Genomic DNA, 26,561 nt, shown 5'->3' with positions numbered 1-26,561 from the left:
GTCATGGTCCTAGCCGACGAAATCGCCATCGAGCCCACGTCGCTCGAGCTGCTCGCCCGGCCGCTGGAGTGGTTCGCGGCCGAGCACCAGCGCCACCGTGAATTCTGCCGGCGGCTCGCCGAGGCCGCGGCGGCGACCATCTTCGATGGTCCGGAGATTGCCGCCTTGGCCGCCTTCGTCCGACACGACTTGGCCCGGCACGTCCTGGAAGAAGAGGAAGAGTTGTTTCCGCTGCTTCGCCGCCGCGCCCGTCCAGAGGACGTCATCACGGAGGCGCTCGACCGCCTCGCCGCGGAACATGGAGCGGACGCGGCGTCCGCGCAGGTCGTGCTGGCGCACCTGGACGCCAGCCTGGAGGCCCGCGCACCGCTCGGCGCCAGCGCCGGCGCGCGCCAAGCGCTGATGGGCTTCGCCAGCGAGGAACTGCGTCACCTGGCGCTGGAGAACGCCGTGGTCTTGCCGCTCGCGCGGCTGCGACTGTCCTCCGGCGACCTGCGCAAGCTGAGCCGCCGGCTTGCGGCGCGGCGCGGTGTCGAGCTAGCGCCGGCCGGAAGGTGATGGCGGCGCGGGTCGTCATCCTCGCCGGCGGCGAGGGCCGCCGCATGGGCGGCGACAAACCCGGACGGGCCTATGGGGCGACAACCCTGCTCGGCCGAGCTGTCGAACTCGCATGGACCTGGTCGTCCGATGTCGCCGTCGCGGTCCGCGCGCCGGCGCAGGCGCCCGCGGGGCTCGGGATTGAACTGCTCCTGGACCGGACGGACCTCGAAGGGCCGATCGCCGGCCTCGCGGCCGCCTTGGCGGACGCCCGCGACCGGCGCCATGGGCTGCTGCTGACCTTGCCCTGCGACGCGCCGCACCTTCCTTCGGATCTCTTCGAACGACTGCAAGAGTCGTTGCGGTCGGACCAGCTCTGCGCGGTCGCCGTCAGCGGCGGGCGACGCCACCCGACCTGCGCCCTCTGGCGGCCACATGCCCTGGACGTCCTGGCGGGCTATCTCGCGACCGGCCGGCGGTCGCTGAACGGCTTCGCCGACGCGTGCGCGGCGGCGGAAGTGGCCTGGCCCGTCGACCCCGCCGATCCCTTCGCCAACGCCAACACCCCGCAGGAGCTGGCGCGCCTGCAACCGCGCGCCGCATAAGAATCGGCCCCGCGACTGGGAGACCGCGGGGCCGAGGCGAAGGGGATACGCGTTTAGACCATTCAATTCGGAGCCATCACCTCCTTTCCATTCGGGGGTTGGTCATGCCGGCACGCCAGGTTGGCCAGCGCGCCAGGCGCGCAGGCGCTCTCCGTGCCGGCCGATTTCCAGCCGGGCGATCGCGCGCAGGTGCACTTCGTCGGGTCCGTCGGCGAGGCGCAGCGTGCGCATGCTCGCGTAGAGCCGGGCGAGGCCGAAGTCTTCGGATACGCCCGCGCCGCCGTGCGCCTGGATCGCGTCGTCGATCACCTTCAGCGCCGTCCGCGGCGCGGCCACCTTGATCATGGCGATCTCGAGCTGAGCGGCCTTGTTGCCCACGCGGTCCATCATGTCGGCGGCCTTCAGGCACAGGAGCCGGGTCATCTCGATGTCCATCCGGGCCTCGCCGATCCGCTGCTCCCAGACCGACTGGTCCGCCAGGCGTTTGCCGAAGGCGACGCGCGACAGGAGCCGGTCGACCATCTTCTCCAGGGCCACCTCGGCCGCGCCCAGGGTGCGCATGCAGTGGTGGATGCGCCCCGGTCCCAGGCGCCCCTGGGCGATCTCGAATCCACGACCCTCGCCGAGGATCAGGTTGGACGCCGGCACTCGCACATCGCGCAGCACCACTTCGGCGTGGCCGTGAGGCGCGTCGTCGTAGCCGAACACCGGCAGCATCCGCACCACCTCGATCCCGGGCGCGTCCATGGGCACCAACAGCTGCGACTGCTGGGCGTGTCGCGGCCCCTCGGGGTCGGTCTTGCCCATGACGATCGCCAGCTTGCAGCGCGGGTCGCCGACGCCCGACGACCACCACTTGCGGCCGTTGATGACGTAGTGGTCGCCATCGCGGCGGATCACCGTCTGGATATTTGTGGCGTCCGACGAGGCCACGTCCGGTTCGGTCATCAGGAAGGCGGAACGGATCTCGCCGTCCATCAGCGGCCGCAGCCACTGCGCCTTCTGCGCCGCCGTCCCGTAGCGGTGCAGGATCTCCATGTTGCCGGTGTCCGGCGCCGAGCAGTTGAAGACCTCCGAGGCGAAGCCTACGCGACCCATCTCTTCGGCGCAGAGCGCGTATTCGAGGTTGCTGAGGCCGGCCCCGCGGTAATCGTCCTCGTCGTGCTCGGACGGCGCCAGGAACAGGTTCCAGAGTCCCTCCGAATAGGCCCGCGCCTTCAGCTCCTCGACGATCGGGATCACGGCCCAGCGCGCCGCGCCCTCGCGCTGCGTCTGCGCCTGGTAGGCGGGGATCGCCGGGTAGACATGCGCGGCCATGAAGGCGGCGACCTTGTCGCGCCATGCCGTCTGCCGGGGGCTGAGGTCGAATTCCATGGAAGCGCTCCTTGGCTTTGACGGGACCGATCGTCCCCCACGCCGGGATCGAGGAGAATGACGTGGGGCGCTGTCGGCCTTGACCCGCGTCAAGCGCGCGTCGCGATCGGCTGAAAATCGCGACGCGCAGCCGGGCGCGACCAGGCGCATCCCCCTCGACCTAGGCGGTCAGGCCCGCTTCCAGGCGCGCGATCTCGTCACGCGTGGCGAGCTTGCTCCGCTTCAGGGCGCTCACCTTCAGGTTGTCCGCGGAAAGCCGCGCCGCTTCAGACCGGACCTCTCGGTCGAGCGCCCCGTGCCGGGCGCGCAGGGAGATCAGACGTGCGTTCATCAACGCCTCCTCTTGGTTGGCGCCGCAAGCTCGCACGGCCGGCGCCAGCGGCCTTTGCCGGCCGGCAAGCCGCGTCTTGATCTGCGACAAACCCCTGTCGCCACCTTCGCGCTAGACTGAAATCTGCGGCGGCTGACCCGCGAGAACGCCGTCCAGGCTCGCCGCGCGGCCTGCGTCGCATCCCCACGGAGCCCGGCATTGATCGATTTCGAAGACGCCTGTCGCCGGACGGCGGATCTCGCCCGTCCCCTGCCCGGCGAGGTCCTTCCCCTCGCGGACGCGGCGGGCCGGGTGCTGGCCGCGCCCGTCGTCGCGCGCCGCACGGCGCCCGCCCACGACACCTCGGCCATGGACGGCTACGCGGTGCGGAGCGCCGATGTCGAAACCGGATCCGCGCGGCTACGGATCATCGCCGAAGCGTTCGCCGGGGACGCCCTAAGGCCCGCGCCGCTGGCTTCTGGCGACTGCGTCCGAATCTTCACAGGCGCGCCTGTCCCCCCCGGCACGGATCGTGTGGTGATCCAGGAGATCGTCCGCCGCGAAGGCGACATCGCCGTCCTCGAACGGCCCCTCGGCGGGGCGCTCCATATCCGCCAAGCTGGCAGTGACTTCCGCCTCGGCGACGTGTTGCTCGAGGCGGGCGCCGTGCTGACGCCCCAGGCGATCGTCGCCGCGGCCGCGGCGGATCTCGACCGCGTCGAGGTCGTCGCCCGGCCGCGGGTGTCGATCCTCAGCACCGGCGACGAACTCGCCGAGCCCGGCCAAGCCGCCGCTCGTCCCGGCGCCATCCCGGACAGCGTCTCGCTGGGCGTCGCGGCCATCGCGGCCGCCTGGGGCGCGACGGTTAGCGCCCGACGTCGTGTCGCCGACGACGTCAAGCAGCTAGAGGTCGCGGCCCGGGCGGCCCTGGAGGAGGCTGACGTCGTGGTGATCACGGGCGGCGCATCGGTGGGCGAGCGTGACTTTGCGAAATCGGCCTTCGAGCCTCTCGGTCTCGAAATGGTGTTCGCGAAGGTCGCGATCAAACCCGGCAAGCCGGTGTGGCTGGGCCGCGTCGGCGACAAGATCGTCTTGGGTCTTCCGGGAAATCCAACGGCCGCATTGGTGACCGCACGGCTGTTCCTGGCCCCGCTCTTGGCAGGCCTCGGCGGCCGCCGCCCGGACGCCGCCCTGGAATGGCGCTGCGACCAGCTGACGGCACCCATCCAGGCATGTGCTGACCGCGAGACGTTCTGTCGAGGAAGCGCGTCGCCCGATGGCGTCACGCCACTGGACAACCAAGACTCGGCCTCGCAGAGGACATTGGCGTGGGCCAACGTGCTGATCCGTCAGAGGCCAGGCGTCTCGCGCTCCGGCGTACAGGTCGCGACCTTGCTCTTCTAAAATTGAGCGGTCGGCGCTTCAGTGCCCCGGGCAGGACTCGGGAGGGACGAATGAAGTAAGGCGACGGCCAGGCCCGAAGTCCTGCATCCAAGCAGATCCTGTGGTTCAAGCCGCGCAGTCGGAGACTGGTTCCCCGCCCGTTGTCTGCTGGATCATGACTTGGACCAGCTCGGCCACGTTGATCGGCTTAACGAGACAGGCGTCCATGCCGCCCGCCAGATAAGCCGCCACTTCACGGGGCATCGCATTGGCGGTCAAAGCGACGATGGGCGTGCGCGACCTCTGCGAGGCAACTTCTCTCAGCCGAATTTCGTGCGTGGCCTGCAGACCGTCCATCTCCGGCATCTGGATGTCCATGAGAATTAGATCGAAGACGTCTTCCGTCCAGGCTTCCACGGCTTGGAGGCCGTCGGGCACGACGACGAGATCGATGTCGAGTTGCGCCAGGAGCGTGCGCAGCACCAATTGATTCGTGGGATTGTCCTCGGCCGCCAGCACCCGCAACCGACGCGGCGGGGACAGTTCCTCGGCAGCCATCGCTGCTGTCTCGTCGGGTTCAGGCTGGACCCACTCCAGCGGTGCGTCGAACACGAACCGGCTGCCGCGTCCGATACGGGTTTCGACCTTCAGTGTTCCGCCCATCAATTGCGCCAGACGCCGGGAAGTTGCGAGCCCGACGCCGACGCCTCCGAAGCGGCGGGTTGTGGAGGAGTCTGCCTGGTGGAAGGGCCGGAAGAGGGCTGCCTGTTGCGCCTTTGTCATTCCAATTCCGGTGTCGGACACCGAAATGCGCACGCCATGCGCCATCCGCTCGGCCGCCACCGAGACGACGCCCTCATAGGTGAATTTCACGGCATTTGACACCAAGTTGTAGGCGATCTGGCGCACCCGCGTCGGGTCGCCTCGCCATCGACCTCGCGATCGTTCGACATCGACCTGGATCTCTAGAGCCTTGGCGCTCGCCTGAGGATTGAAGGCCGCAGCGACACTGCCCAGGAGGTCGGCCAAGTCGAACTCGACAAACTCGAGCTGGACACGCCCAGCTTCGATCTCGGCGAGGTCAAGAATCCCGTTCAGGATCATCAGCAGCGACTGCCCGCAGGCATTGGCCACGTCGACCTGGTCGCGCTGCTCCGCGCTCAGAGGACCCTTCAGAACGGCCTGCAGCATTCCGAGCACCCCATTGAGGGGCGTCCGGGTCTCGTGGCTCATGGTCGCGAGAAAGCGGCTCTTGGCAATGCTGGCGGCTTCAGCGGCAGCGAGCGCCTGCTCCAATTCGATCCGCGCCTGGACCCGCGCAGTCACATTCTGCAACGCCCCGGTTATGCGGAACGGCCTTCCCGCCTCATCCTTGAGGAGCTCCGCGGAAAGGAGCACCCAGACCTCGAGGCCGTCGCCCCTTGCCAGGCGGCATTCCACCCGGAAGGGACGCCCGGAGGATTTGTGACGTCGCCACGCTCGACGGACACCTTTGCGGTCCGCCGCATGGATGAGAGCAAACGGGTCTGTGGTGAAGGACTGGAACGTGGGGGGTTCGTCGAACAGGGCCTCGGCCGCCCCTGTCTCGATGAAGGTTTGCTCCTCGAAGTCGCACTCAAACACGCGCAGATTCGCCGTCCTGATCGCGATGGCGGACCTTCTCTCGGATGCTTGCAGTCGGGCTTCCGCCAGATACCGCTCCGAGACGTCGCGAAGCATCACCACGTATATGAACCGGCCGCTCCGAAACCGTTTGGAGAGTGAAGCTTCGACGGGAAATTCCGACCCATCGCGGCGGCGAGCGAAAATTGCTCTCTTCTGATGCATCCAAAGGTTCTTTTCGGGGCGGGCTTGGAAAGCCGCCACGTGGCCGACATGCGCGGCGTGGTAGCGCGCCGGGATCAAGATTTCGACGTGAACCCCGATCAGATCGCCGGGGTCATAGCCGAACATTTGCTCCACACCGACGCTCACGGCCAACACCGTCAGGTCTTCGTCAGCAATGAGGATGCCTTCGAGGGAGATTTCGAGAATTCCCGAGAGCAGATCGGCCGGATCCACCAGCAATGACCCCGCCGCCATTCAGAGCCGTCCCCGTGTCGCGCACGGTATCGCGAGGGCCTGACGAAAGAGGCCACTGAACCACCGACCGACTCCGCTCTGACGTGCGCCATCGCCCGCACGTCGCGTGCTCCAACCCCCGCGCCACCTGCGACAGGTCCGTTTCATCGCAGCCTCCCCAAATCCCTCTTTGCGGCGGTTCCCCTTCGAACCTCGAAGGCCGTCATCACCTCGTGGACATTATCGGGTCGGACACTCCACCCGAAGACCTTGCAACTATTAAATTAACCAGCTAAGTTGCGAGTATTATGGGACTTAAGTTCCTTGCATTGATTTTGCTCAATACAGACACAATATCTCAGAAATCGAGACGTAATGTCTTCGTTGCGGCGGCTTACTTCGCATGGAATGCAGGAGGCGCGCGTTTCACCGTGACCGGCCGTGTCACATGCCGCGACGAAGCTTCCTGCGCCTAGATGGTCGCAGTGTCGCCAACGGCTGGGCCCTCGGTCGCTGTTCGACCACATCGGATGGCTTGTTCGAACAGCCGCCAACGCCGCGGTGAAGCAGCGACACAAGTCGACGAGTGATCAGAACGCATATTTCGCGAAGGCCTGAAGCCGGTCCAAACGGCCGCTGGACCCGCCCTCCAGCTTACGCTCACCGATCATGTATTCCGCGCCGAGATCGAGGTCCCTGGTCGGCGACCAGACAAGGTTCGTGCGCACGCTCTGGGCGGATCGGTTGACCGCGCCGCCCGTCATCAGCCGCGGATTGTCGACACGCTGCGCAGAATAGATCACCGACGAACGAAGGCCCGGCCTCCAGACGTGACGATACGCCGCGAATCCGGCGGCAAGGGGGATGGCCTCGAGTTCGCCAGCCGCGTCGACCACCGCATCGTTCGAGAAATTCAGCCCGACGTAGCGGCCGATGCCGTCCCCGCCGGTCAGCATGAAGCGCACATCATCGCGCTCCCCGACCGCGACGCGCCCCGAAACCGAGACGCCCCAGCCCATGGTCGAACTGTCCAGACCGCCTTGCCTTATGGAGAGCCGCCGGCCGACGCCTGCCACCGAGAGTTCTCCAAACGATCGCCGCAGGGTGAAGCGCGCCGTGACGTCGGGGACTGCGCTGTCGTCGGGCATCAGGCGCGGGCCTCCGCCGTTGGGCGTCACAGTGGTCTCCGGGTTTTCAAGCGCGAGGGAGAACGGCCCGCGCGTATAGCGGATCTGCGCCTGGCGCGAGAAAACCGTGCCCTCGGTCGGTCCGACATAGTCGGCCGTCTCCGGCAGCGCGCCGACGTTTTGAAAGTTCGACCATTCCTGTCCGAAAAGCCAGTTGTCGAAGGTGACATAGGCGCGCCGCAGGGCGAAATCCGACGGGTTGGTCGTTCGGCCGTCGCCGTTGCCGGGCAGGGCCTGGAAGTCGCCCTCGATGCGGGCGGTCGCCTTGTGGCCGTCCAGGTCGAGCGAGCCGCTGATCCACAACCGGGTTTGGCGCGCGTTGAAATCCATCTTGCGGCCTTCGCCCGCGCCCACGATCGGGATGGTGCCGGGCAGGTAGAAGTCGCGGCCAAGGTCGCCGTAGGCAGGGTCGGCGTGCTGGAAGTTTGAGATGGCGGCGTCGAGCTTCACATAGCCGCCGAAGGTCAGGCGCGGCCGTTCGGGCGGAAGGCCGGCGGCCGCAGGACCCGCCGGCGGTGCGATCCGCTCGATCGCAGGCCCGGAACCATCCGTCCTGGCGGCCAGCTCGGCTTTCACGCCGGCAAGCGCCGCTTCCAGTTCCTTGACGCGAGCCTCGAGCTTCGCGCTCGTCGTTTCAGCGGAAGCCGCGGCTGGCCAGCCAAGGAGAAGGGCGGCGCCGGCCGCCGCGGCGACGCGGGTTGTCATCGTCATGGGTCTCTTCGGTGTTTGAGGTGGATCAGCTCGCCGAGCGCACGAGACGCGGGCGTCCGGCGCGCGCGGCGACATCCTCGCCGAGCTCGAACCGGTCCATCAGGCGCGCGAGTTCGTTGGTCTCATTGCGGAGGGAGTGGACGGCCGCAGTGGACTGCTCGACCATCGCGGCGTTCTGCTGCGTGGACTGGTCGATTTGCACCATCGCGATGTTGACCTGGCTCAGCCCCTGAGACTGTTCCTCGGCCAGGGTGGTGATCCCACCGACCAGGCCGTCGACCTCGCTCACCTTGCCGACGATGTCCCTGAGCGCCTCGCCCATGGCGTGCACTAGGTCGACGCCCTGGCCGACCTGTTCGGTGGATGCCGTGATCAGGCTCTTGATCTCCTTGGCGGCTTCCGCGGAGCGTTGGGCCAGGGCCCGCACTTCCGAGGCCACGACCGCGAAGCCCTTGCCGGCGTCGCCGGCGCGGGCGGCTTCCACGCCGGCGTTCAGGGCCAGCAGGTTGGTCTGGAAGGCGATCTCGTCGATCACCCCGATGATCTGTTCGACCTGCTTGGAGGAGCTCTCGATCTGGTTCATCGAGCCGACGGCGCGTTCAGCCACTTCGCCGCTGTATTGCGCCTGCTCCTGCGCCACCGTTACGGCGGCGCGCGCCTGACGCGCCCCGTCGGCGGAGCGGCGCACGGCATCGGTGAGCTCGTTCAGGGCCGCGGTCGTTTCTTCCAGCGCCGCCGCCTGCTGCTCTGTCCGACGCGACAGATCGTCGGCGGCCGCGGCGATTTCGTCGGCGCCCGCACGGATGCCGCTCGAGCCGCTCCGCACCACCCTCATCGCCTCACCCAGCTTGGCCAGCGCCGCATTCAGATTGTCGCGTAGGGCGGCGTAGTCGCTAGGGAAACCGTCACCCAGGCGGATCGTCAGGTCGCCCGCCGCGAGCCGCTCGGCGACCGCGGTGACGTCATTCACTACCCGCTCCTGCACGAGCGCGGCGGCGCGAGCTTCGGCTTCACGTTGCTGGCGGGCGGCATCGGCCGCCGCGCGCTGGGCCGCGGCCTCGCCTTGGAGGCGCTCACGATCGAGGGCGGCGTCGCGGAACACTAGTAGGGCGCGCGCCATCTGGCCGACCTCGTTGCGCAGATCGACGAAGGCGACGGGCGTGTCGTTGTCTCCGCCGGCCAGCGCCGTCATGCGTTCCGTCAGAGCGCGGATGGGACGCACGATCGTGCTGCCCATGGCGGCGGCGGCTGCGGCCACGGCCAGCAACATCAGCAGCCCGAGTCCGGCCAATCGAAAGGCGGCGGCGCGGACCGCCGCATTGATGTCGTCGACATAGACGCCCGAGCCGATGACCCAGCCCCACGCGGGCAGCGCTTTTACGTAGGAGACTTTGGGCTGCGGCTCGGCGCGTCCCTGCTTAGGCCATTCGTAGTTCACGAATCCCGCGCCGTGGGCCGTCGCGACCTTGGTCATCTCCGCAAACAGGGCCGTGCCCTTCGGATCGCGAAGATTGGAGACATCGGTGCCGTCCAGCTCGGGCTTGAACGGGTGCAGCACCATGCGTGTGTGCAAGTCGGTGATCCAGAAGTATTCCCGGCCCTCGTAGCGCATGGACTTCAGGACCCGGATCGCGGCGGACTTTGCGTCGGCCTCGCTCATCCGGCCGGCCTTGGCCTCGTCGGCGTAGTGGGCGGCTACGGATACGGCGGTCTCGACCTGGCTTTGCGTCTTGCGGGCGATGTCCTCATGCATGGTGGCCGAGAGGTTCATCACGGCCAGGCCGACCGCCAGGGCCAGTCCGAGGCCCGCAAGCAGGACCACCAGGCTAAGGCGGATCATGATCGAAAGATGTCGCAAAGCGCATGGTCCAGGGTCGGCGAGCCGAACCATTCCCGCCCTGTGCCGCTTGGCGAAGAATTGCGGCCAAGCCGGGCCTGCGAACTTGATCTATCGCAAGAACCGACCTCACATGCGGCGAAATGTACCTAAGATGGCACTCAAACTGGGGCTATCGTGGTATTTTTTACCCCAGGTTAACCATTCCTGGCACAGTCACTGCAGTATGCAGGCGCCAGTCTTGGCCCCCATCACGCCAGCGGCGCCAATTGGATCGCCCAAATCACGGCTCGCGCTCGTAGCGTAGCTGGCGTCGAATCGTGCGCTGAGTCCGCAGAAGGGGCAGCATCGCGAGCGCATCCCAGCGCAGGCCGGGGTAATCTGGCGCAGCCTGGTCGGGGCGCCTGAGCGGTCAGTCTCCGGCCGCCGACCACTCCGTCCCTCTGTCAAGACAATCGGCTGCCGGGCCCCCATGGCAGCGCCCTCGGAACGAAAGGCGGTACGGACGTGGGGGTCGAGTCGCCGGCAGGATTCACATCACCGAGCTGATTTGAGCCTTGGCCCGCAAAAATACCATCAACGCTCCCAATTTGGGCGCAAGCCGACTGCAAGGTGACGAAGTTCAACACTCCGATCTCGCGGCCGACACCTCACCGAGTTTCAGCCGACCCCATATCGGTTGGACCGGGTCGGCTATGATGTTGCGTGGCGACCCACCAGCTTGCAGCTGTTTGCATCCCGTCCCGTCACAGCCCGATGCTGAGATGGAAGGCGCAGTGGATCGATAGCAGGCAGCCGACACTTCCAACATGCGGAGGAGGGGCGTCGCGGGGGCCTCAACCGAGCTTCAATTCGAAGCTGGGGGCGTCCAGGGGTCATGTTTCGCGCCAAGGCCCTTCGACGCGGATCAGATCGTGCGGGCTTTGGACTAGGCCGCGCCCTGCTTGCCGACCCGCTAGGTCGGCCGGGATGCAAGCGCGGCGATAGGCACAGAGCCTTCCACGGTCGGCTTCGCCCCCTGCACCTGCCGAACGCATTGCGAAGCGGTGCCCCTGTCGCGGCCTGGGCCGCGATTACCGTCACGCGGAATTCCCGTTCGAGGACCTCCCGCCCGCGGTGGGCCGAATGAGAGTCTCCGAAGTCGGGCACCTCAGAAATTGAAGTCCAGTTGCCCGGGCGCTCGCGAATTCGAACGCCGCTTGTGCGCCTGACGCCGGGGGACAGGCGGCGCAACGCGTCTGGGCTCCGAAGGCCTCTGCGCCGCCGCGGCCGCCGACGGCGGCTCGATCGGACGAGGCCGAGGCGGGGGGACGCTTGGCGTTGGCGGCTGCGCCGCACACGGGCTCCGACGCGCGCGCGAGGCGGCCCAGGCCGCAACCTCTCCCTCGCGCCAGCCGACCCGGCCGGGCGAGATGACGACCGGCGCCGGGAAGTCCCCGACCTTCTGGAGCCGCCAGGCCGTCGTGCGGCTCAGACCAGTGATGTCCTTCACCTGCCTCCATGCCAGCAGCCGCTCTTGGGCCCCGGCCGCTGTCGACGCCTGCGTCATGTCCGGCCTCCTTCCGCCTTCGAGCCGGCGGCCTCGCGCGCGGACCGGCGCAGGCCGGTCGTCTGCTGTTCCGCCCAGGCCCGAAGGACCGACCGGGGGTAGCCGAAGAAATCGAGGAAGAAGGTGGACGCGGCGAAGGCGATGGACAGGCCGAACAGGATGCCCAGGCCCCGGCGCATCCCCGAGCCGCTCTCGCTCATGGCGATGCCGGCGCCGAAGATCACCACGGCGATCACGGCGGCCGCCTGGGCCACCGGGCCGGTGACGGATTCCACGATCTGCTGCAGCGGCCCTTCCCAGGGCATGCCGGCGCCGCCGGCGAAGGCGGGGCTGGCCGCAAGCAGGCCGCAAAGGGCCGATGCGCCCGAAAGGGCGCGCAAGGATGTCCTGCGCATGGTTGCAATCCCTCAGCGCCTCACGCGCTGTGGTTGCAATGCAAGCGCGCCTGAGTCGCGGTTGTCAACAGGCTAGCGTATTGTTTTTATTGTGAGTTGTCGCCGACTTGCGCATGGGTCGCGGACGACGTGGCGGCGACCTTTAGCCACGTCTCACGTGCGTCGGGCGTGAGTTGCGGCTCCGGGTGTGGAGCCGGACGCCAGGCGATCGCCGCCCGGCGGAAACAGGAGACGTGGCCGCGAGGGGGAGGGTTATCAGGACACGCTCACGAACAAAGAAAATCGGGATATCTTTGGGTCCCGGTCGGCCGCCAACACCTGGTCGAGAAAGTCGGCCGGCGTCCACACGGCGTGCGGCGCGCGGCCTCGATCCTGGCCGGCGCACGGCCCCCAAGCTCTGTCGGCGCTTCCATGTCCGAAATTTGGCTACGTAGTTCGGACACGAGGCCGGGACGATCGGCCTCCCCATCGCTCACGGCCGGAGCCGCTGCGGCGCGCAAGACGCCCCGCCGCGGGGCCGTGGACGATAACCACCTTGTCCCGGAAGGTCCTCTCGGCCTCCACGGCAACGCCTGCGCCAACGGCAGATCGGCCCCGGGCATGTCAGGCTCGACGCCAGGCCGGATGATGGACGGGCTGTGCGGGCCGTGTCGCTGTCGCGCGTTCCGAACGTGTGGATTGGAGGCTTAAACCCCAAAAGTTTGCAAACTGGGGCGGTTAAACCCCATTTCTTTGCTATGAACCGATCTGGAGCCCGCCAAATGCCCAGAAATTCGCTCGATGCGCTGCCTGAGGTCTTCGTTTCGACGACGGACCTTTCAGGCTTGGTGTCCCGCGGCGTGCGTCAGGGGCAACTGCGGCAGATCGGATCGAAACTCTACACCAAAAACCTCGACGACGCGCCGGAGCAGATCGTGCGCCGCCAACTTTGGCCCTTGGTCGCCGCCTACGTGCCGGGCGCGGTCATCGCCGATCGAACGGCCATCGAGAACGCGCCTGCCGCCGACGGGTCGATCTTCGTCATCGCCGACCGCAAGCGCGACATCGAGCTCCCCGGCATCACCATCCGACCCCGCAGAGGACCTGGGCCGACGGACGACGACAAGCCGTTCATCGGAGACCTGTTCCTCTCGTCGACTGCGCGCGCCTACCTCGACAACATGGCCGTCTCCCGCCGTCGCGGGGGTGAGGTCAGCCGCACCCTCTCGCGAGAGGAGGTCGAGACGCGCCTCGACGACCTCATCCGGCGCAACGGCGACGAAGCCGCCAACCGCCTGCGGGATGAGGCGCGACGCATCGCGCCGGCCATCGGGCGAGAGGCGGAGTTCGCCGCGCTCGACAAGCTGATCGGGGCCCTGCTCGGCACCCGGGAGGAGCCGCTGCAGACCGACCGCGCGCAGGCGCGCCATGCCGGCGCGCCCTACGACCCGGGTCGCCTCGACCTCTTCGACCGTCTGCGCCGCGAATTGCGGGACACGGCCCCGGTCACGCGGCTGGCGCGCGAGCGGGACACAGAAGGCCGCACCACGCTGGCGTTCTTCGAGGCCTACTTCTCGAACTTCATCGAAGGCACCGAGTTCGAGGTCAGCGAGGCGGCCGACATCGTCTTCGACAACGTGATCCCGCGCGACCGGCCCGCGGATGCGCATGACATCCTGGGCACCTGGCGACTGGTTTCCGACCGGACGGAGTTGAGCAGGACGCCGCGTGACGCCGGCCAGCTGTCTGATCTGCTGAAGCGCCGACACGCCACCCTGATGGCCGGCCGGCCGGACAAGGACCCTGGAACGTTCAAACGCGCGGCCAATCGGGCCGGCCAGACCGTGTTCGTTGATCCCGCCCACGTCGAGGGCACGCTTGCGCGCGGCTTCGACCTCTACCGAAGCCTTGAGACGCCCTTCGCTCGAGCGGTGTTCATGATGTTCATGATCTCCGAAACGCACCCTTTCGCCGACGGCAACGGCCGGATCGCGCGGATCATGATGAACGCGGAACTCCTGGCGGCCGGCGAAGAGCGGGTCATCATCCCGACGATCTACCGGAGCAACTATCTCAGCGCTCTGAAGGCCCTTTCCAACGTCCAGAACCCGACACCGCTCGTCCGCACCCTCGACTTTGCGCAGCGATGGGTGGCCGCCGTGCCCTGGGGCGAACTCAACGCCACCCGAACCCTGCTGACGGCCACCCACGCGTTCATGGACCCTGCCGAAGCCGACGACCAAGGCATCCGCCTGAAACTGCCTGAGGCGTAGCCGTGTCTGCCGCGATCCGCGGCGCGCTCGGACTCCTGCAAAACGCCGCAGACCCGGGTCGCTTCAAGCGAGGCTGGACGTCCTTTGGGAAATGAAATCGAGCGAACGCCATGGGAAGCGAACGCGAAGCCGGGGTCGCCGCCGCCCGCGCGTCGGCGTCCGCCGCATCGCGGGCGCGCGGCGTTGTCCGTCGGCCGGCCGGCGCTCAGCTCGTCCGCAGCCGATAACCGCCGTCGCCGGCCAGACCGTCCGGCGTGACGAGCGACCTGAGACGGCGACCGACCGCCTCGCGGCGAATGTCGGCCACGAGGCCGATCGCCTGGGCGATCGTGCGGCGCGCCGGCCGCGCCGTCACCTCCAGCAGCAGGTCTTCGAGACGGGCGAAGGCCTCCTCCGCGGAGTTGGCGTGCAGTGTCGTCACCCCCCCGGGGTGGCCGGTGTTCCAGGCCTTCAGGGTCTCCAGGGCCGCGGCCCCGTCGCGCAGCTCGCCCACCACGATGCGGTCCGGGCGCATGCGCAAGGCGTCGCGCACGAGGTCGCCGACGCCGATCGGCCGCGGATGGCGGCGGGTGAGCGCCGAGACCAGATCCCAGGCCGAACACTGCAGTTCGGGGGTGTCCTCGATCAGGAACACCCGGTCGTTTGAGAATTCAGGTTCGGCCAGAATGGCGTTGGCGAGCGTCGTCTTGCCCGAGCCGGCGCCGCCGCAGATCAGGATGTTGCGGCGCTGCGCGACGGCGTCGCGAAGGACTTCCGCCTGCGCCGGGGTCATCACGCCCTGGGCGACGTAGTCCGCGAGCGTCCAGATCACCGCCGGGCGTTTGCGGATCGAGAACGCCGGCTGCGCGCACACCGGCGGCAGGAAACCCTGGAACCGCTCGCCCGTGGGCAGCACGCCGGACAGGCGCGGATCCTCCGGCGTGACCGGCGTCCCAACAAAGTCCGCCACCAGCCGGATCACCCGCTCGCGGCCCGCCGCTTCGAGCCGGACCGCGGCCTCACGGCGGCCCTCTCCCAGCCGGTCGATGACGACGCGCCCGTCCGGGTTGGCGAGCACTTCGACGACCTCGGGCTGCGCAAGCGCGGCCAGGATGGCGGGCCCGAGCGCGTGGTCGAGCGCTTCGCGCTTGCGGGCGCGGGCCTGGTCGTGCGGCGTCATCGGCCGCGCGACGCGAAGGCCCGCAGCTCCGGCCCGAGCCTCGCTTCAGCCTGGGGGTCGCGGCGAGGCACGTCGTCGAAGACCGCCGGCGTCCCGCCCGCGGCGATGCGCGCCGCCGTGGCGTCCAGCAGGCGCTCGAGGCGGGCCTCGATCGCCGCGGCCAGCAGGGGATCGTCGTCGGCGGGGCTGTCGGGCAGCCGCGAGAAGAACGCGCGGGCGAACTCCATCAGCAGCTCCTGGACGATCGTCATGTCGCGGGCCATCGCGCGCATGTGGTCGCGCAGGCCCCGCTCCAGGTTCAGGAGACGGTCGTCGGGATCCGCCTGCGGACGCTTGTGCAGCCCGCGGGCGATCGCCTGCTCGGCCGCCCGGCTGAGGGTGAGCCGGCCCGCCCGCGCCTCGCGGCGCAGCGCCAGTTCCACCTTCGGGTTCTCGAAATAGACCTGCACGCGCGGCGTCGGCCGTTCAGCGGGCCGGGGCATGGCCGCCTCCCTGCAGCTGGTCCAGGATCGCCTCCTGCGCGGCGATCCCTTCGGCGGACTGCTGATAGATCTGCGCCACCCGGGCGGCGGCCTTCTTGTCGTCGATCATCGCGGCGGCCTCCTTGAAGAGCGGCAGCTGGGCGCGCGGGTTCTCGCCGAGCGCGCGGCGGCCGGCCCAGGGGTGCGGCGGGATGGCCGGCGTATCCGGCGCGGCGCCCGGGTCCGGCGGCGGCGCGGCGGCGCGGGCGCGGAACGGGGCGCGGCGGTCGTAGCGGACCTTGCGCGTGCGCAGCGGCCGCTGGCCGGCCACGAAGACGAGCTGCGCGTCATCGGGCAGGCTGCGGATCTCGCCGGGCTCCAGCAGGGGCCGCTCGACCTCGCTGAGCGAGATGCTGCTGCGGCCGGCGGACAGGCCGGCGGGGCGGCTTCGGCCGAGGCGGATCTCGGACACCAGGCCGGTGAGCTTCGAGACCTTGTCCTGGGTGAGCGGGTCTAGGGCGCTGAAGGCGGTATAGACGTGGCAGTTGTCGAGGATGGTGTTGTTGAGGCCGTAGACGGCCGATGCGCCGTCCAGAAGGATCTCCACCCGTTCGACGGCCGTGGTCGGGATCATCGAGACGTCGACGAAATCCGCGAACGAGCCGGATCCCGCCACGCGGCGGCCGTTGAGCAGCACCAGGGTCGCGTTGTTGCCCAGCCCCCGCAGGTTCAGCGCGCTGCCGTAGGTGATATTGCGGCTGAGACCATCGCCGCCGGCGAGGCTGTTGCCTTCGCTGGCGCCGCCCGCGAAGTTCTCCGGAAGCGCGCGCAGGGCGTCCACCAGCGTGGCCTGGCCGGAGTCCTGCAGCTGCGACTGGGTGAAGGTCCGCAGCGGCGCGGCCGGCGGGGCGCCGCGGATGTTCGAGCCCGTGACGGTCACCTCGCCGAGGGTGGTCGGCGGGGCCGCCGCAATAGGATCCGCCGTCGCGACGGCGACCGCGGCGTCATCGCCGAAAGGGCGGCTCGCCGCCGATCCTTCGGCCGGTTGCCGCCTCGCGGGCGGGGCGCTCTGCAGGACCAGCACATCGGGCCCGGTCCGCCGCGCGACGATCCCACTGCCCGCGAGCAGCCGGCTCAGCGCTTCGTCGGGCGTGTAGGCGCCCTTGAGCGCCGGCGCCGTCCGGTCGGCGACGAGATCGGCCGTGTACAGGACCTGCTGGCGGGTCTGGGTGGCCAGGGCGGTGAGCGAGGCGTCCAGGGGACCGGCGGGCAGGTCCACCGCGATCGCCTCGGCGACCGCGTCAGACGCGGCGGCGGCCGGCAAGGCGGACAGGGCGGCGACGACCCAGACGGTGCTGGCCAGTAGGCGGCGTCTCAGACGGGCGCGGGCGGCTCGATGCATTTCACTCCCCCGACGCCGCGTTGTCGGCCTGCCGGGGCGGCGGGCGCTTCATGATCGTTCGGCGTCACACGGGTGACGCGCCAGGGGCTGGGTTTGCGAACTCGGCACGCGCAAGAAATTCAGTCCGCGGATGATCCGGCGCGGCGGCGCAGCACGACGCCCTCCGAGGTCTTCACCGCCTCGAGCCCGAACAGCGTGGTGACCGCCGACAGGAAGGCCTGGGTGTTGCCGGTCTCGAAGATTCCGTTGACCCGCACGTCGGCGAGGCGATCGGCGTCGAGGACGATTGGCGTGCGGCTGTAGCGGTTCACCTCGGCCACCGCCGCGGCGAGCGGCGTCTCATGGAAGCGGATGCGGCCGGACGTCCAGCTGCTGGCGGCCGCGGCGTCCGCGGCCTGCGGCGGCGTCACCGTCCCGTCGAGGGTGATCTGCTGGTTGGGCCGCAGCGTCCAGGCTCCGGGCCGGCGCGCGCGGGTCACCTGAACCCGGCCTTCCAGCAGGGTCACCTGCGTGGCGGCCGGGAAGCGGCGGACGTCGAACTTCGTGCCGAGCGCGCGCACCCGGGCCGCGCCCGCCTCGACCACGAACGGCCGGCCCGGATCGTGGGCCACCTCGAAGAACCCCTCGCCGCGCAGGAGGCGTACGGTGCGCTGCGTCCGTCCGAAACGGACCGCGACCTTGCTGTCGGTGTTCAGCCGCAGGACCGAACCGTCGTCGAGACGGACGATCTGCTGGGCGCCTACGTCGGTTTCGTAGGTCTTCGGGCCGAACTGCGCGATGACCAGGACGAGCAGTCCCCCAAGCGCCATTGCGGCCAGGCCCAGGGGCGGCAGCAAGCGGGGAAGTCGCCGCTTCCACCTGTTCCAGAAGGTTTCCCTGCGCAAGGCCGCTTCGGTCAGGGCCACCAGCTCCGGATCGTTGCGGACCCGGTCCGCCTGGCGCCAGCGCGCCTCGACCTCGGCATAGGCGTCCGCATTCGCCGGCTGGCTCCGCCACGCAAAGAACGATTCGATCGTCGCCTCGCTCACCCTGGGCTGCTTGAGCCGGGTGAACCAGGCCGCCGCCTCCTCGAGGACGCGACGATCGTCTCCGTGGCGGTTGCCCATCGTCCGAAGCCTCAATCGCGAAGTCGAGCCACGAAGAGCGTCATCGCCTTCTGCAACCTCTTGTCGATGGCGCGCACCGACAAACCGCAGCGTTGCGCGATCTCGCGGTTCGTCAAGCCCCCGATCTTGCTGAGCAGGAAGGTGTCACGCAGGTCCGGCGGCAGCGAAAGGATCGCCTCGCGGACCAGCAGGTCGTCTTCCGCGGTCCGCTCCGCGCCCTCGCCCGCCAGCGTCTCGGCGGCGGCCAGATGCTCGGCGCGGACGCGCCGGCGTCGGAAGGCGTCGCGGGCCAGGTTGGCGGCGACCGTCATCAGCAGGCCGCGCAGGTTCTCCACGGGCTCCGCCGTGGACCGCTGCACGACGCGCAGGCAGGTCTCCTGCGCGATGTCGTCGGCGAGATCGGCTCCGAAGCGGCGGCCGATGGCGGCGCGGAGCCAGACCAGATGGGCGCGCCAGGACGGGTCGCGCAATGGGAGAGCCGCCGGCGCCTCCGCCGGCAACGGATCCTCACAGCCCGGGCGCACGCGCGCCGAGCTGCTCGGTTGGGGGCGGGACATGGCGTCCCCTCGCAGAGACACCGCGCGTCGTGGCGGCCGGGCGTCTCAAACGCGGAGGATCAATGTCCCCGCGCCCCGCGCTTTTCCGTGCCTTGGGCACGGTCTTCCATGACGCGGGCGCCCGACGGCGGCGGATCGGCCGTCGCGGTGGCGCGAAGGATGTGCCATCCGCGCCGGCAGTGAGTCTGTCACAGGGTGGTGCGGTCGCCTAGAGTCCTCGGCGCCCACTGGTTGGCTGTCCATGATCGAATGTCACTTCGCCCTCCAAGGCGCTCTTCGGGCATGAGCCGATTGGCTCAAAGTGGCGCACAATCGTCCCATGCCCCGCCGCAGACGGCTGGTCGGAGCGCGGCGAGATGCGTGCCTCGGCCAACATCGATGCGGATCGTCAGGCCTTGGGTGCGATCGTGGACAGATATGCGCGGCAGCTTGTGTCGACCCGCTGCTGCAGGACGGTTACGTGTTCGACCAGCCATCCGAGCTGCTCGGCCGTGATCTCGTACTGGTCCGAGAAGCGAGCCTCGACGTAGGCGCGCCGGAGGAGTTCCCAGCAGCGCTTCTCAAACCGGTTGGCGCGGGGCCAGGTCGGGATCAGCTCGGGCGCGACGCGCTCGGCCTGGCCGCGCAGGAAGTTCAGGTTGTGCGATTTTGTGGAGTGGAGCGTCTGGGTCAGCAGGACGCAGTGGTAGAACCGCTCGGTCGCTTGGTGGAGCTCAAACGCCCCCTTGTTTAGCCATCCACGGCGAAGCGCATCTTCGCCATGGATCAAAAACTCACCGGCGCTCGGAAACCACTTGTCGAAGTTCGCTTGCGCTTCGCGGTAGGCATCGTCGGGTGAGAGCTTGGCGGGCCGAGCGAACGGGTGGTCCCGCGTCTCGAACAGGACGACGCCGACATCGGTGATGTGGGTGAAGAACGGACGACCGCGTGAGAGCTGACGGTTCATGTCGGCCATCGAGTGGACGATGAAGTGCGCCGGCGCCGATAGGGTGTGGGCGATGTCGAAGGCCTGCTCGAGGTGGGCCTCCGCGTCCATCCAGTAGTCGGTGACCTCGGTGAATTCGTCATGATTGACGACGATCAGCAGGTCGTAGTCGGACTTGTAACCGCCGATCGGGTCGTCGACCCAGTCGCCGCGGGCGTAGCTGCCGAATAGGATCACCTTGAGGATCCGGCCCTGTCCGCGCGGCGAGGCCTTGCGTTTGGTGGCCTCCTCGAACTCGCGGAACAGCACCTCGAGCACCCATTGGAGCTCGCGGCGCTTGTTCTCCGGCAAATGGTCGAGCGAGGTCTTCATGAAAGGCGTGCACGGCGCGGAAGTCTGATTCGGCAGTGTACCCGATTAGGGCCTTCACCCACGACCTGAGCGCGCAGCGGCCGCCCTTCGCCGCACGGGCGCCCAGCCCGCCCTGCATTCCGGGCCGCGGCCACGGCGCCAACTTGGACACGCCAGTTGTGGGCTTCTCCATTTTGTGCGGCGGCATTCACTCCAGCGCGCGCACCAGGTCGTCGAACTTCTGGACGCCGATCCATGGGGGCCTGGGAGCCCTGGAGATCCGCTCGCCGGTGTTCGCGCTGCGCACCGTCGACGTCATGCTGACGACTGTGTTCTGTCTGCAGCCGCAGGCGTTCGACGGCCGATCGGGCACGCCATCGCCCGGCTCGGTTCGAACGCCCTGCTGGAGGCCTTTTCGGGGAATGTTGGGGAAGCTCGGGGACGAGGCGCGGCGGCGGGAGCTGGCGGGTCGCCGGCCGGCAGGAGCCGTTAGGTGACGGCACCGGTGGACGTCGACGCTGTGGCGCGGCTTCGGACCGAACGACCAGGCAAGGACGTTGGGCTAGGCTCTGTCGCATGCGGAAGCTGTCGTTCCTGATCGCCGGCCTCGGTCTGCTCGCGGCCACATCCGCCGCGGCGGATCCCTGCAAGGCGGTGCCCGACCATGGCGCGGCGCCGGCGGACCTGCTTCGCCGCCCGTTCACGGGCCGGGTGACCTACGTCGGAGACGGCGACGGCCTGTGCGTGGCCCTCGGACCCGGTCCCTCGGCGTGGGTGGAAGTGCGGCTGGCCGACTTCTACGCGCCCGAGCTCAGCGAGCCCGGCGGCCCGGAAGCCAAGGCCGCCTTGGCCGGCCTCGCTATGGACCGAACCGTGACCTGTCGGCCGGTCAAGCAGTCCTACGACCGCATCGTCGCCCGCTGCGAGCTGGCGGGCCGATCGCTTGGCGATCTCATGCGCGCCCACGGCGTGCGGGAGGGCGGACGCGGCCGGTGAGACGGCGCCCGCACCACGAACTGGACGCAGGGCGCGCCCTGGCCCGGGGCTTTCTCGATGTCCCGCTGGCTTCGCCGCCGCGCCGGCGTCAGCTTCCGCGGCGACAGGCAGACGGCCGACGCGCAGGCTTGGGTTGCGGCAGGCGCCGGCGTTTGCCTCTGGGCGGAAGGGCGAGTTGAGTAGGGCTGCAAGGGCGGCCTCGCCATGGGGCGCTCAGGCTGGTTTGATGGCCGCATGGAGGACAACCGCAGCTCTCGGACACCCACCGACGAAGATCTGCTGGAGGAGCTGCGCCAACTGCTCGCAGCACGCGGCAAGCTCAGCTTGAGCCTCATCGAAGCGTCCCACCTCACGCGAGCCCCGAACACCTATATCCGCCGCTTCGGCAGCTTGATCGCCGCTTACGCGCGGGTCGGCTATGATCCGAATCCGCGCCAGCGGTCGACATCGCTGAGGTTTCGGAGGCCGGGCGCGCCGGGCGACGACATGGCGCCGCAAAGCCCTGGCGATTGATCCTGTTGTGCGCGCTGCGCGAACGCTCCGGTTCGGTCGCATGGCTGACGTTCAGACCCGCGCGACGAACCCGCGCCTCGACGCGCAGATCGTCGGCTACGCCCGGCCGCCGCTGTCGCCAGTCGCGGGCCCCGGCGCCGGTTCGGGGCCGTCATCGCCGTCTTCCCTCGCGTGGCCGGCGATGGGTTCGGCGCGGGCGGCGATGGTGCCGGCGAACCGCTCGACCGCGGCCCCGCCGGCCGGCATCGCCGCCACTGCCGCCGAGGCTGCGGCAGCTCGGCCACCTGGATCATGCCACGAAGGGTGGGTGGCGCGGCCAAGCCGCCCGCCGGTGCCATTCGCCGCCAGTTGCGGGGGAAGATGTGAGGTCCGCGTTCCTGGCCGCCGCCCTCCTGGGCGCGGGTCCGGGTGATGTTGGGCTAGGCCGGACATCAGATCGTAGAGCGGCGCCAGCCCCGGACGGCCGGGGCTCGCATGACCGCCCAGGTCTTGGCCCGTGAACCGACGTTGCCGATGGCGATGTTGAAGAAAACCGGCTGTGCGCCCGCCTCATCTGCGGGAGTCGCGAGAATCCTTTCTTTGACACCGCCAACGACCGCCCCATCATTCAGCCTCGCGTGCTCACGCCGGCCGATGGTGCGTCGCGCATTCCGGCATCCCCTCACATCTATATCGCTGCACGATGTATCAAGCCCGCACGCGCGGTATCACGCGAGGGAGAGGAGGTCGGCGATCTTCCGGCGCAGATCAGCCATACGCGCGTCGCGGCGGCGCGCGGCCCCATCGGGATCGGGCGCCACCTCGTCCACGCGTAGGGCCCGCCCTCGTCCCCGAGCCGTGCGCCATTTGAAGGTGTCCCCGGCGTGCAGGCCAACGAGCGCGGCGCCGACGGGCGTCAGGACCGAGATCCGTGGTCGGCCTCCGCCCTGCCCCGGTCCGACAAGCTGCGCCACGTGAGGCCTCGCCCGGTCGAGGTCGGTGAAGGTCACGATGGACTGCAACTGCACGAGATCGGCGGTGGCCTGTTCGGGCGGGATGATCGCGGCTCGCTCGATTTCCCGCCACAGGAGCCTGACGCCGGCCGTCGTCCGCGGCGCGGCGCAGATCAGGTCGAGAAGCCGCTCACGGTCGTCCGGGAGCAGGGAAACGTCGGGCAGTTGGTCCGAATTCTTAAGGACAGCGCTGGCGCGCCTCTCGCCTAAGGATGATGCAATCCCCTCTCCTCCAATCCCGACCGGCTGCCGACATGCGGAGGCCGCCGGTCGGGCGGCGTCGCCCGGCCTCATCGCCGATACGCCGCCAGGACGCGGTTCCCTTCCAGGAGTTCGGCGGCTCCGCGTGCGCCACGCGCCCGCAGCTTCCGACCCACCGCGGCGAGCAGAGCACGCGTCTCGGGGTGGAGCGACAGCTCTTCCACCAGCGCGCAGAGGATGGCCTCCAGGTCGTGGAGGCGTTGGTCGTGGTCGAACATGGTCATGGCCATCGAATGCTCCTGGATCTGCGGCAAAAGGCTCGGACGGCGCGCAGGGGCGCGCCGCGAGGTCGAAGTCTGTGTTCTGGCGACGTCATCCGGCGGACGACGAGCCCGGGCGACCGCGGCGATGAGCGGGCCCTCGGGCCGCCAGCGTGCGGGGCGGCGGCCGATGGCCATCGGCCGCAGAGATGGACAAGCGGCCTCGGCCGTCCGCCCACCGCGCCGACGATGTCCTGACGCGCGGACGATCGCGACATGAGCCCTCCCGCAGCGCGAGCTGTGACCGGACGTCCGATCCCCACCCCGTCTCGGGACGAGGTGGTCCCCCCTGCTGGACGCAGGAGGGACCGGACGGCCCCGTGGGGTGGGGCCTAGCTCGCGCCTGGGGGATGGACGCGAGATTTCACGAGGTCGCTGACCGACCGCGCCGCCGAGGCGACGGCCTGGGGTTTGCTTCGATTTGCGGGGTTCTCGGTTCCCGCGCTTGTTCGTCTTGGCCATGATCAGCTTCACGTTGGCCCGCGACCGCGCGCAATCGCGCTGTTGGGGCGCGAACCGCCAGTCGGCCGCAGCTTGGAAGGGAATCGCCGGCCGAAGACCCGTGGTCTTGCCCGCCAGCGCGGAGGAGATCGCCCTGACCCGCCCGGACGGTCAGGCGGATCAGGGCCGATGGCCCGGGATGAGGCAGACCGGGCGCCGGTCAGCGCCGGCGCGAGGTGGTTCGCAGGCGTCGGGGGCCCCCGGCGCCCCGGCGGGTCGGCGAGCGCGCCCGCCCGCTGGCCACGGATCACCGGCGCGGATCGGCCTGCGGCCGTCGCGCGACGGTCCCCTGACGATCTGCCGAACGGCGCTCATCGCTGCGCCCTCCACGTCCGCACCACCGTGATGACGCGATCTCCGCCGCGGCGATCGGGCCAAGAAATGGATTGGCCCTCGCGCAGCCCCACCAACGCCGCGCCCTCCGTCGTCAGGATCGAAAGTTCGCGGGGGTCCGTGTCCGGCGTGGGGGCCGGGACCAGGCGCGCTTCCCGGAGACCGCCCGCGAGGCTGTCGGTGAATTCGACCCACGACCCCAGTCGCACAGCGTCAGGGCGCAGGTCCGGATCGGCGACGACAGCGGCGCGATCGACCTCCTCGAGGAGAGCGCCAGCCACCCGCGGCGCGCGGAGGAGCGCCCCGAGGGCGGCCTTCTCGATGGCGTCGTAGTCTGAAAGGCAGAGGACGATCGGAGGCCGGTGGGCTTGTGCTTCGGACATGCGTCAGCCCTCCGCGATCGGTTCGGCCGCCGCGGCGCGACGGGCGAACCGGGGATCAGCGGCCAGCTCGCGACGGCCCCGCCAATGGCTGGACGCCGCCCCCCTCGCGGCGTCGCTCGCGCGGTCGTCGACCGCTCGGAGCCGCGCCTGGGTCGGCCGGTTCGCCGCCAGGATGTTGGCGCGATCCAGCAGATGCGGGATGCCGGACAGCATCGTCAGCCGCACGTGATCTGCCGCCGGCAGCCTGGGATCGTCCCAAAGGCGCTCATGCAGGCCCGCCTCCGCCGTGAGCCGCGCCGACAGGTCCGCATGGGTTGCGGACGCCGGCCGATGGCGCCGCTCGAGGTCGTCGGCCGAACGCCGAACGTCCCACGTGGGAATGACGCCGGAACCCAGGACGCGCGCACGGACGGCCCGCCGTCCGTCATCACTTGGACCGGGGTCCGGCAGGACCGGCTGAAGCACCGCCGACGCGCGGCCTTGCTCCAGACTGTCGGCCGCCGCCGACAGGGCCAGGCTCGCGAGCGGGTCTCGGGCCACGGGCGAGCGGGCCATCTGCGCGGCCCTGGCGGGCAGGTGCTCGGCGGCCGTCTGAGCCGCCCGAGCCAGCGCCTCCCGGCTCAGCCGCCGCGCGTCGATGATCGCTCCCGCTTCCGTCGAGAACATGTTCGGCGTCGCACGGTCAGGCGGTTTCATGGTCGTACTCCACCGCGTCGACCCTGAGCACGTGGGTGCGGCCGTCGTCGGTGTTCAGGCCGATCGAGTCGCCGACCGCGAGGCCGATCAGGGCCGCGCCGACCGGCGTGATGACCGACAGCCGCTTCTGGTCGATGTCCGCGTCCTCGGGGGGCACGATCTGCACGCGGCGCGAGCGCCCCGTCATCATGTCCGTGTAGGCGACGACCGAGCGCAGGCGCACGAAGGCGCGGGGGAACTCGCCGTCCTTGAGGATGATGGCGCGGCCGAGTTCGTCGCCGAGGAGGGTCGCGCCACGCGTGGCGCGTGACTCGGCCAGGTCGGAGAGGACTTCGAACTCAGACTCCGTCACGTAGACGGCTGGCTTTCGCAATTGGTGGCTTCGAAGAGACATCGTCGGCATCCTTTCAGCGCCTTCACGCCGCGCTCGGCGGCGGAGGCGGAGCCTTGGTGGGATCGCGCGCGGGTTTCGGCCGGAAGGGGACGACATTCGTGTCCGAGGCCGCGCTGCGGCGCGCGTGTTCGTCTGGCCCCTGCCGAGCTGCCCCGGCCGGGGTCGAGGTCTGATCTGTATTGGGCAACGTCATTTCCTCGGCCAGAATTCAGATCTGGCCTGCTTGAAGTTCGATCAAAGCAAAACGAGGGGCTCCCCGAGCCGGAAGCTGAATTAGCTAATGAGGCTCGGGGCTAAAATCCTGCGACCAGACGCCCAGCGTGGTGGTGTCGGCGCGCGAATGCAGCGGACTTGCACATGACAACCTGGAAGATGGAGTGCGGCGGAGAGAAAGTCAAACCGGCGTCGCCCCCCTTGAGGGGCGGACGCGGGCGGGGGCGAGTCTGCCACCCGCTGCGCGATGCGGCGACCGCGCCGTTCCGCCCTTGCGCCCGTCGACCAGGAGCGTCGCGCAGGTGCCCTCGCGCTGGCTCAATCCGCTGAAGGACAACGAGTAGACCAAGCCCTCAAGTGTCGGCTTGCGCTGCGGACACGCCTTTCAGGGCCTCAACGAGTCCGCCTCGACCGGCGCCGAGCTCGTCGCGGCTCGCGCCGGCACGGCGGGCCACGCGTGGGCGCGCGACGACGACGCGCGACGACGAAAGGCCGATATTCCGCAGGACCATCGCCCGTCCCGGGCGAGGCCCGCGCTGGTGCGCTCCTTTGTCGCAACAGCGCGGGCGGCTGGCCGACTTGGGCTCTTCTACATACAGAGGCCGAGGCGGAAGGAAAAAGTTCGAAATGATGACGATCGTGAAGCGTCTGGCCTTCAGCCTCACGCTCGGCGCCCTGTTCGCGTGGTCCATGTCGACGAAATTCGACCCCGAGGTGTCTTGGGGCGGCGGCGCGGCGGCGTCGGCCTTCGCCTATGGCGGTTCGGCCTATGCGGCGCGCCTGGAACGGCGGGACGCGATGCGCCGTCAGGAGGACCGCGAAACCGAGGACTGAGCGCTTCTGGTTCTGGCAAAGCC

General features: G+C 69.3%; 25 protein-coding genes. 7 read left to right on the top strand and 18 right to left on the bottom strand.

The genetic code is table 11. The features are described from left to right. The first annotated feature begins 3 nt into the window (after positions 1–3). Both GC203_RS08825 and GC203_RS08820 read left to right on the top strand, forming a co-directional pair. The gene (locus GC203_RS08825; RefSeq protein ID WP_293453413.1) at positions 4–558 is read left to right on the top strand and encodes a hemerythrin domain-containing protein; all 555 of its coding nucleotides are present in this window, start codon (positions 4–6) and stop codon (positions 556–558) included. Beyond that, complete coding sequence (locus tag GC203_RS08820) at positions 558–1,142, top strand: molybdenum cofactor guanylyltransferase (protein ID WP_293453411.1); 585 nt, start codon at positions 558–560, stop codon at positions 1,140–1,142. Before GC203_RS08825 ends, GC203_RS08820 begins: the two co-directional genes overlap by 1 nt. A gap of 102 nt (positions 1,143–1,244) precedes the next feature. On the opposite strand, the gene GC203_RS08815 is transcribed toward GC203_RS08820, so the two are convergent. Beyond that, entirely contained in the window at positions 1,245–2,516 is a 1,272-nt protein-coding gene (locus GC203_RS08815) for an acyl-CoA dehydrogenase family protein (protein ID WP_293453409.1), read from the bottom strand. Between the two features lie 160 nt (positions 2,517–2,676). Beyond that, the gene (locus tag GC203_RS08810) at positions 2,677–2,937 is read right to left on the bottom strand and encodes a DUF465 domain-containing protein (RefSeq protein WP_293453407.1); all 261 of its coding nucleotides are present in this window, start codon (positions 2,935–2,937) and stop codon (positions 2,677–2,679) included. Positions 2,938–3,045: 108 nt separating this feature from the next. Here GC203_RS08810 and GC203_RS08805 point away from each other — a divergent pair, with 108 nt between their 5' ends. Then, on the top strand, positions 3,046–4,230 hold the full coding sequence (locus GC203_RS08805; protein ID WP_293453405.1) for a molybdopterin molybdotransferase MoeA: 1,185 nt from the start codon (positions 3,046–3,048) through the stop codon (positions 4,228–4,230). 105 nt (positions 4,231–4,335) lie between these two features. Here the strand turns inward: GC203_RS08805 and GC203_RS08800 are convergent, their stop codons facing one another. The 5 genes from GC203_RS08800 to GC203_RS08785 form a co-directional block, all read right to left on the bottom strand. After that, positions 4,336–6,270 carry an ATP-binding protein gene (locus tag GC203_RS08800; protein ID WP_293453605.1) on the bottom strand — a complete coding sequence of 645 codons (1,935 nt, stop codon included), beginning with the start codon at positions 6,268–6,270 and terminating at the stop codon, positions 4,336–4,338. A 590-nt stretch (positions 6,271–6,860) separates the two neighbouring features. Continuing rightward, positions 6,861–8,168, bottom strand: coding sequence for a DcaP family trimeric outer membrane transporter (locus GC203_RS08795; RefSeq protein WP_293453403.1), 1,308 nt, complete (start codon positions 8,166–8,168; stop codon positions 6,861–6,863). Between the two features lie 25 nt (positions 8,169–8,193). Continuing rightward, entirely contained in the window at positions 8,194–10,008 is a 1,815-nt protein-coding gene (locus tag GC203_RS08790; protein ID WP_293453401.1) for a methyl-accepting chemotaxis protein, read from the bottom strand. A gap of 1,147 nt (positions 10,009–11,155) precedes the next feature. Next, positions 11,156–11,554 (bottom strand): AlpA family phage regulatory protein, encoded by a 399-nt coding sequence (locus tag GC203_RS23930; RefSeq protein ID WP_366501607.1) that lies wholly within the window; start codon positions 11,552–11,554, stop codon positions 11,156–11,158. Continuing rightward, the gene (locus GC203_RS08785) at positions 11,551–11,949 is read right to left on the bottom strand and encodes a TrbC/VirB2 family protein (RefSeq protein ID WP_366501605.1); all 399 of its coding nucleotides are present in this window, start codon (positions 11,947–11,949) and stop codon (positions 11,551–11,553) included. Before GC203_RS08785 ends, GC203_RS23930 begins: the two co-directional genes overlap by 4 nt. Before the next feature lie 647 nt (positions 11,950–12,596). On the opposite strand from GC203_RS08785, the gene GC203_RS08780 reads away from it, so the two are divergent. Beyond that, a complete protein-coding gene (locus GC203_RS08780; protein ID WP_293453399.1) occupies positions 12,597–14,201 on the top strand; it encodes a Fic family protein in 1,605 nt (534 codons plus the stop codon). A 205-nt stretch (positions 14,202–14,406) separates the two neighbouring features. Here GC203_RS08780 and trbB read toward each other — a convergent pair whose 3' ends face one another. The 6 genes from trbB to GC203_RS08750 form a co-directional block, all read right to left on the bottom strand. Continuing rightward, the gene (trbB, locus tag GC203_RS08775) at positions 14,407–15,360 is read right to left on the bottom strand and encodes a P-type conjugative transfer ATPase TrbB (RefSeq protein WP_293453397.1); all 954 of its coding nucleotides are present in this window, start codon (positions 15,358–15,360) and stop codon (positions 14,407–14,409) included. Next, entirely contained in the window at positions 15,357–15,842 is a 486-nt protein-coding gene (locus tag GC203_RS08770; RefSeq protein ID WP_293453395.1) for a hypothetical protein, read from the bottom strand. Before GC203_RS08770 ends, trbB begins: the two co-directional genes overlap by 4 nt. Beyond that, on the bottom strand, positions 15,826–17,223 hold the full coding sequence (locus tag GC203_RS08765; RefSeq protein ID WP_293453393.1) for a TonB-dependent receptor plug domain-containing protein: 1,398 nt from the start codon (positions 17,221–17,223) through the stop codon (positions 15,826–15,828). The genes GC203_RS08770 and GC203_RS08765 overlap by 17 nt, the downstream gene beginning before the upstream one ends. Positions 17,224–17,342: 119 nt before the next feature. Further along, complete coding sequence (locus GC203_RS08760) at positions 17,343–18,344, bottom strand: FecR family protein (RefSeq protein ID WP_293453391.1); 1,002 nt, start codon at positions 18,342–18,344, stop codon at positions 17,343–17,345. Beyond that, complete coding sequence (locus tag GC203_RS08755) at positions 18,341–18,886, bottom strand: sigma-70 family RNA polymerase sigma factor (protein WP_293453390.1); 546 nt, start codon at positions 18,884–18,886, stop codon at positions 18,341–18,343. The genes GC203_RS08760 and GC203_RS08755 overlap by 4 nt, the downstream gene beginning before the upstream one ends. A gap of 388 nt (positions 18,887–19,274) precedes the next feature. Next, on the bottom strand, positions 19,275–20,183 hold the full coding sequence (locus GC203_RS08750; protein WP_293453388.1) for a HEPN domain-containing protein: 909 nt from the start codon (positions 20,181–20,183) through the stop codon (positions 19,275–19,277). A gap of 555 nt (positions 20,184–20,738) precedes the next feature. Between GC203_RS08750 and GC203_RS08745 the strand changes: the two genes are divergently transcribed. Together GC203_RS08745 and GC203_RS08740 are read left to right on the top strand one after the other, a co-directional pair. Next, a complete protein-coding gene (locus GC203_RS08745) occupies positions 20,739–21,158 on the top strand; it encodes a nuclease (protein WP_293453386.1) in 420 nt (139 codons plus the stop codon). A 234-nt stretch (positions 21,159–21,392) separates the two neighbouring features. After that, a complete protein-coding gene (locus tag GC203_RS08740) occupies positions 21,393–21,671 on the top strand; it encodes a hypothetical protein (RefSeq protein WP_293453384.1) in 279 nt (92 codons plus the stop codon). A 707-nt stretch (positions 21,672–22,378) separates the two neighbouring features. Here GC203_RS08740 and GC203_RS23925 read toward each other — a convergent pair. The 5 genes from GC203_RS23925 to GC203_RS08715 form a co-directional block, all read right to left on the bottom strand. Continuing rightward, positions 22,379–22,957 carry a GreA/GreB family elongation factor gene (locus GC203_RS23925; protein WP_366501602.1) on the bottom strand — a complete coding sequence of 193 codons (579 nt, stop codon included), beginning with the start codon at positions 22,955–22,957 and terminating at the stop codon, positions 22,379–22,381. Then, a complete protein-coding gene (locus tag GC203_RS08730; RefSeq protein ID WP_293453382.1) occupies positions 22,954–23,154 on the bottom strand; it encodes a hypothetical protein in 201 nt (66 codons plus the stop codon). The genes GC203_RS23925 and GC203_RS08730 overlap by 4 nt, the downstream gene beginning before the upstream one ends. Before the next feature lie 842 nt (positions 23,155–23,996). Beyond that, positions 23,997–24,401, bottom strand: coding sequence for a hypothetical protein (locus tag GC203_RS08725; RefSeq protein ID WP_293453380.1), 405 nt, complete (start codon positions 24,399–24,401; stop codon positions 23,997–23,999). Between the two features lie 3 nt (positions 24,402–24,404). Further along, positions 24,405–25,097 (bottom strand): hypothetical protein, encoded by a 693-nt coding sequence (locus tag GC203_RS08720; protein ID WP_293453379.1) that lies wholly within the window; start codon positions 25,095–25,097, stop codon positions 24,405–24,407. Beyond that, on the bottom strand, positions 25,084–25,470 hold the full coding sequence (locus tag GC203_RS08715) for a GreA/GreB family elongation factor (RefSeq protein WP_293453378.1): 387 nt from the start codon (positions 25,468–25,470) through the stop codon (positions 25,084–25,086). The genes GC203_RS08720 and GC203_RS08715 overlap by 14 nt, the downstream gene beginning before the upstream one ends. A gap of 861 nt (positions 25,471–26,331) precedes the next feature. On the opposite strand from GC203_RS08715, the gene GC203_RS08710 reads away from it, so the two are divergent. Further along, positions 26,332–26,538: a hypothetical protein gene (locus GC203_RS08710; protein WP_293453376.1), complete on the top strand. Its 207-nt coding sequence runs from the start codon at positions 26,332–26,334 to the stop codon at positions 26,536–26,538. Positions 26,539–26,561 lie beyond the last annotated feature (23 nt).

Origin of the sequence: Phenylobacterium sp. (assembly GCF_016124325.1) — a bacterium.
In the GTDB taxonomy this organism is placed as follows: Bacteria; Pseudomonadota; Alphaproteobacteria; order Caulobacterales; family Caulobacteraceae; genus Phenylobacterium.
This window is presented reverse-complemented; position numbering and strand designations above follow the sequence as displayed.

Bases quoted from the DNA above. Each gene is read 5' to 3' on its own strand.
- GC203_RS08825 (WP_293453413.1), top strand. From the start codon at position 4: ATGGTCCTAGCCGACGAAATCGCCATCGAGCCCACGTCGCTCGAGCTG.
- GC203_RS08820 (WP_293453411.1), top strand. From the start codon at position 558: ATGGCGGCGCGGGTCGTCATCCTCGCCGGCGGCGAGGGCCGCCGCATG.
- GC203_RS08815 (WP_293453409.1), bottom strand. From the start codon at position 2,516: ATGGAATTCGACCTCAGCCCCCGGCAGACGGCATGGCGCGACAAGGTC.
- GC203_RS08795 (WP_293453403.1), bottom strand. From the start codon at position 8,168: ATGACGATGACAACCCGCGTCGCCGCGGCGGCCGGCGCCGCCCTTCTC.
- GC203_RS08790 (WP_293453401.1), bottom strand. From the start codon at position 10,008: ATGATCCGCCTTAGCCTGGTGGTCCTGCTTGCGGGCCTCGGACTGGCC.
- GC203_RS23930 (WP_366501607.1), bottom strand. From the start codon at position 11,554: ATGACGCAGGCGTCGACAGCGGCCGGGGCCCAAGAGCGGCTGCTGGCA.
- GC203_RS08785 (WP_366501605.1), bottom strand. From the start codon at position 11,949: ATGCGCAGGACATCCTTGCGCGCCCTTTCGGGCGCATCGGCCCTTTGC.
- trbB (WP_293453397.1), bottom strand. From the start codon at position 15,360: ATGACGCCGCACGACCAGGCCCGCGCCCGCAAGCGCGAAGCGCTCGAC.
- GC203_RS08770 (WP_293453395.1), bottom strand. From the start codon at position 15,842: ATGCCCCGGCCCGCTGAACGGCCGACGCCGCGCGTGCAGGTCTATTTC.
- GC203_RS08765 (WP_293453393.1), bottom strand. From the start codon at position 17,223: ATGCATCGAGCCGCCCGCGCCCGTCTGAGACGCCGCCTACTGGCCAGC.
- GC203_RS08755 (WP_293453390.1), bottom strand. From the start codon at position 18,886: ATGTCCCGCCCCCAACCGAGCAGCTCGGCGCGCGTGCGCCCGGGCTGT.
- GC203_RS08750 (WP_293453388.1), bottom strand. From the start codon at position 20,183: ATGAAGACCTCGCTCGACCATTTGCCGGAGAACAAGCGCCGCGAGCTC.
- GC203_RS08745 (WP_293453386.1), top strand. From the start codon at position 20,739: ATGCGGAAGCTGTCGTTCCTGATCGCCGGCCTCGGTCTGCTCGCGGCC.
- GC203_RS08740 (WP_293453384.1), top strand. From the start codon at position 21,393: ATGGAGGACAACCGCAGCTCTCGGACACCCACCGACGAAGATCTGCTG.
- GC203_RS23925 (WP_366501602.1), bottom strand. From the start codon at position 22,957: ATGAGGCCGGGCGACGCCGCCCGACCGGCGGCCTCCGCATGTCGGCAG.
- GC203_RS08730 (WP_293453382.1), bottom strand. From the start codon at position 23,154: ATGGCCATGACCATGTTCGACCACGACCAACGCCTCCACGACCTGGAG.
- GC203_RS08725 (WP_293453380.1), bottom strand. From the start codon at position 24,401: ATGTCCGAAGCACAAGCCCACCGGCCTCCGATCGTCCTCTGCCTTTCA.
- GC203_RS08720 (WP_293453379.1), bottom strand. From the start codon at position 25,097: ATGAAACCGCCTGACCGTGCGACGCCGAACATGTTCTCGACGGAAGCG.
- GC203_RS08710 (WP_293453376.1), top strand. From the start codon at position 26,332: ATGATGACGATCGTGAAGCGTCTGGCCTTCAGCCTCACGCTCGGCGCC.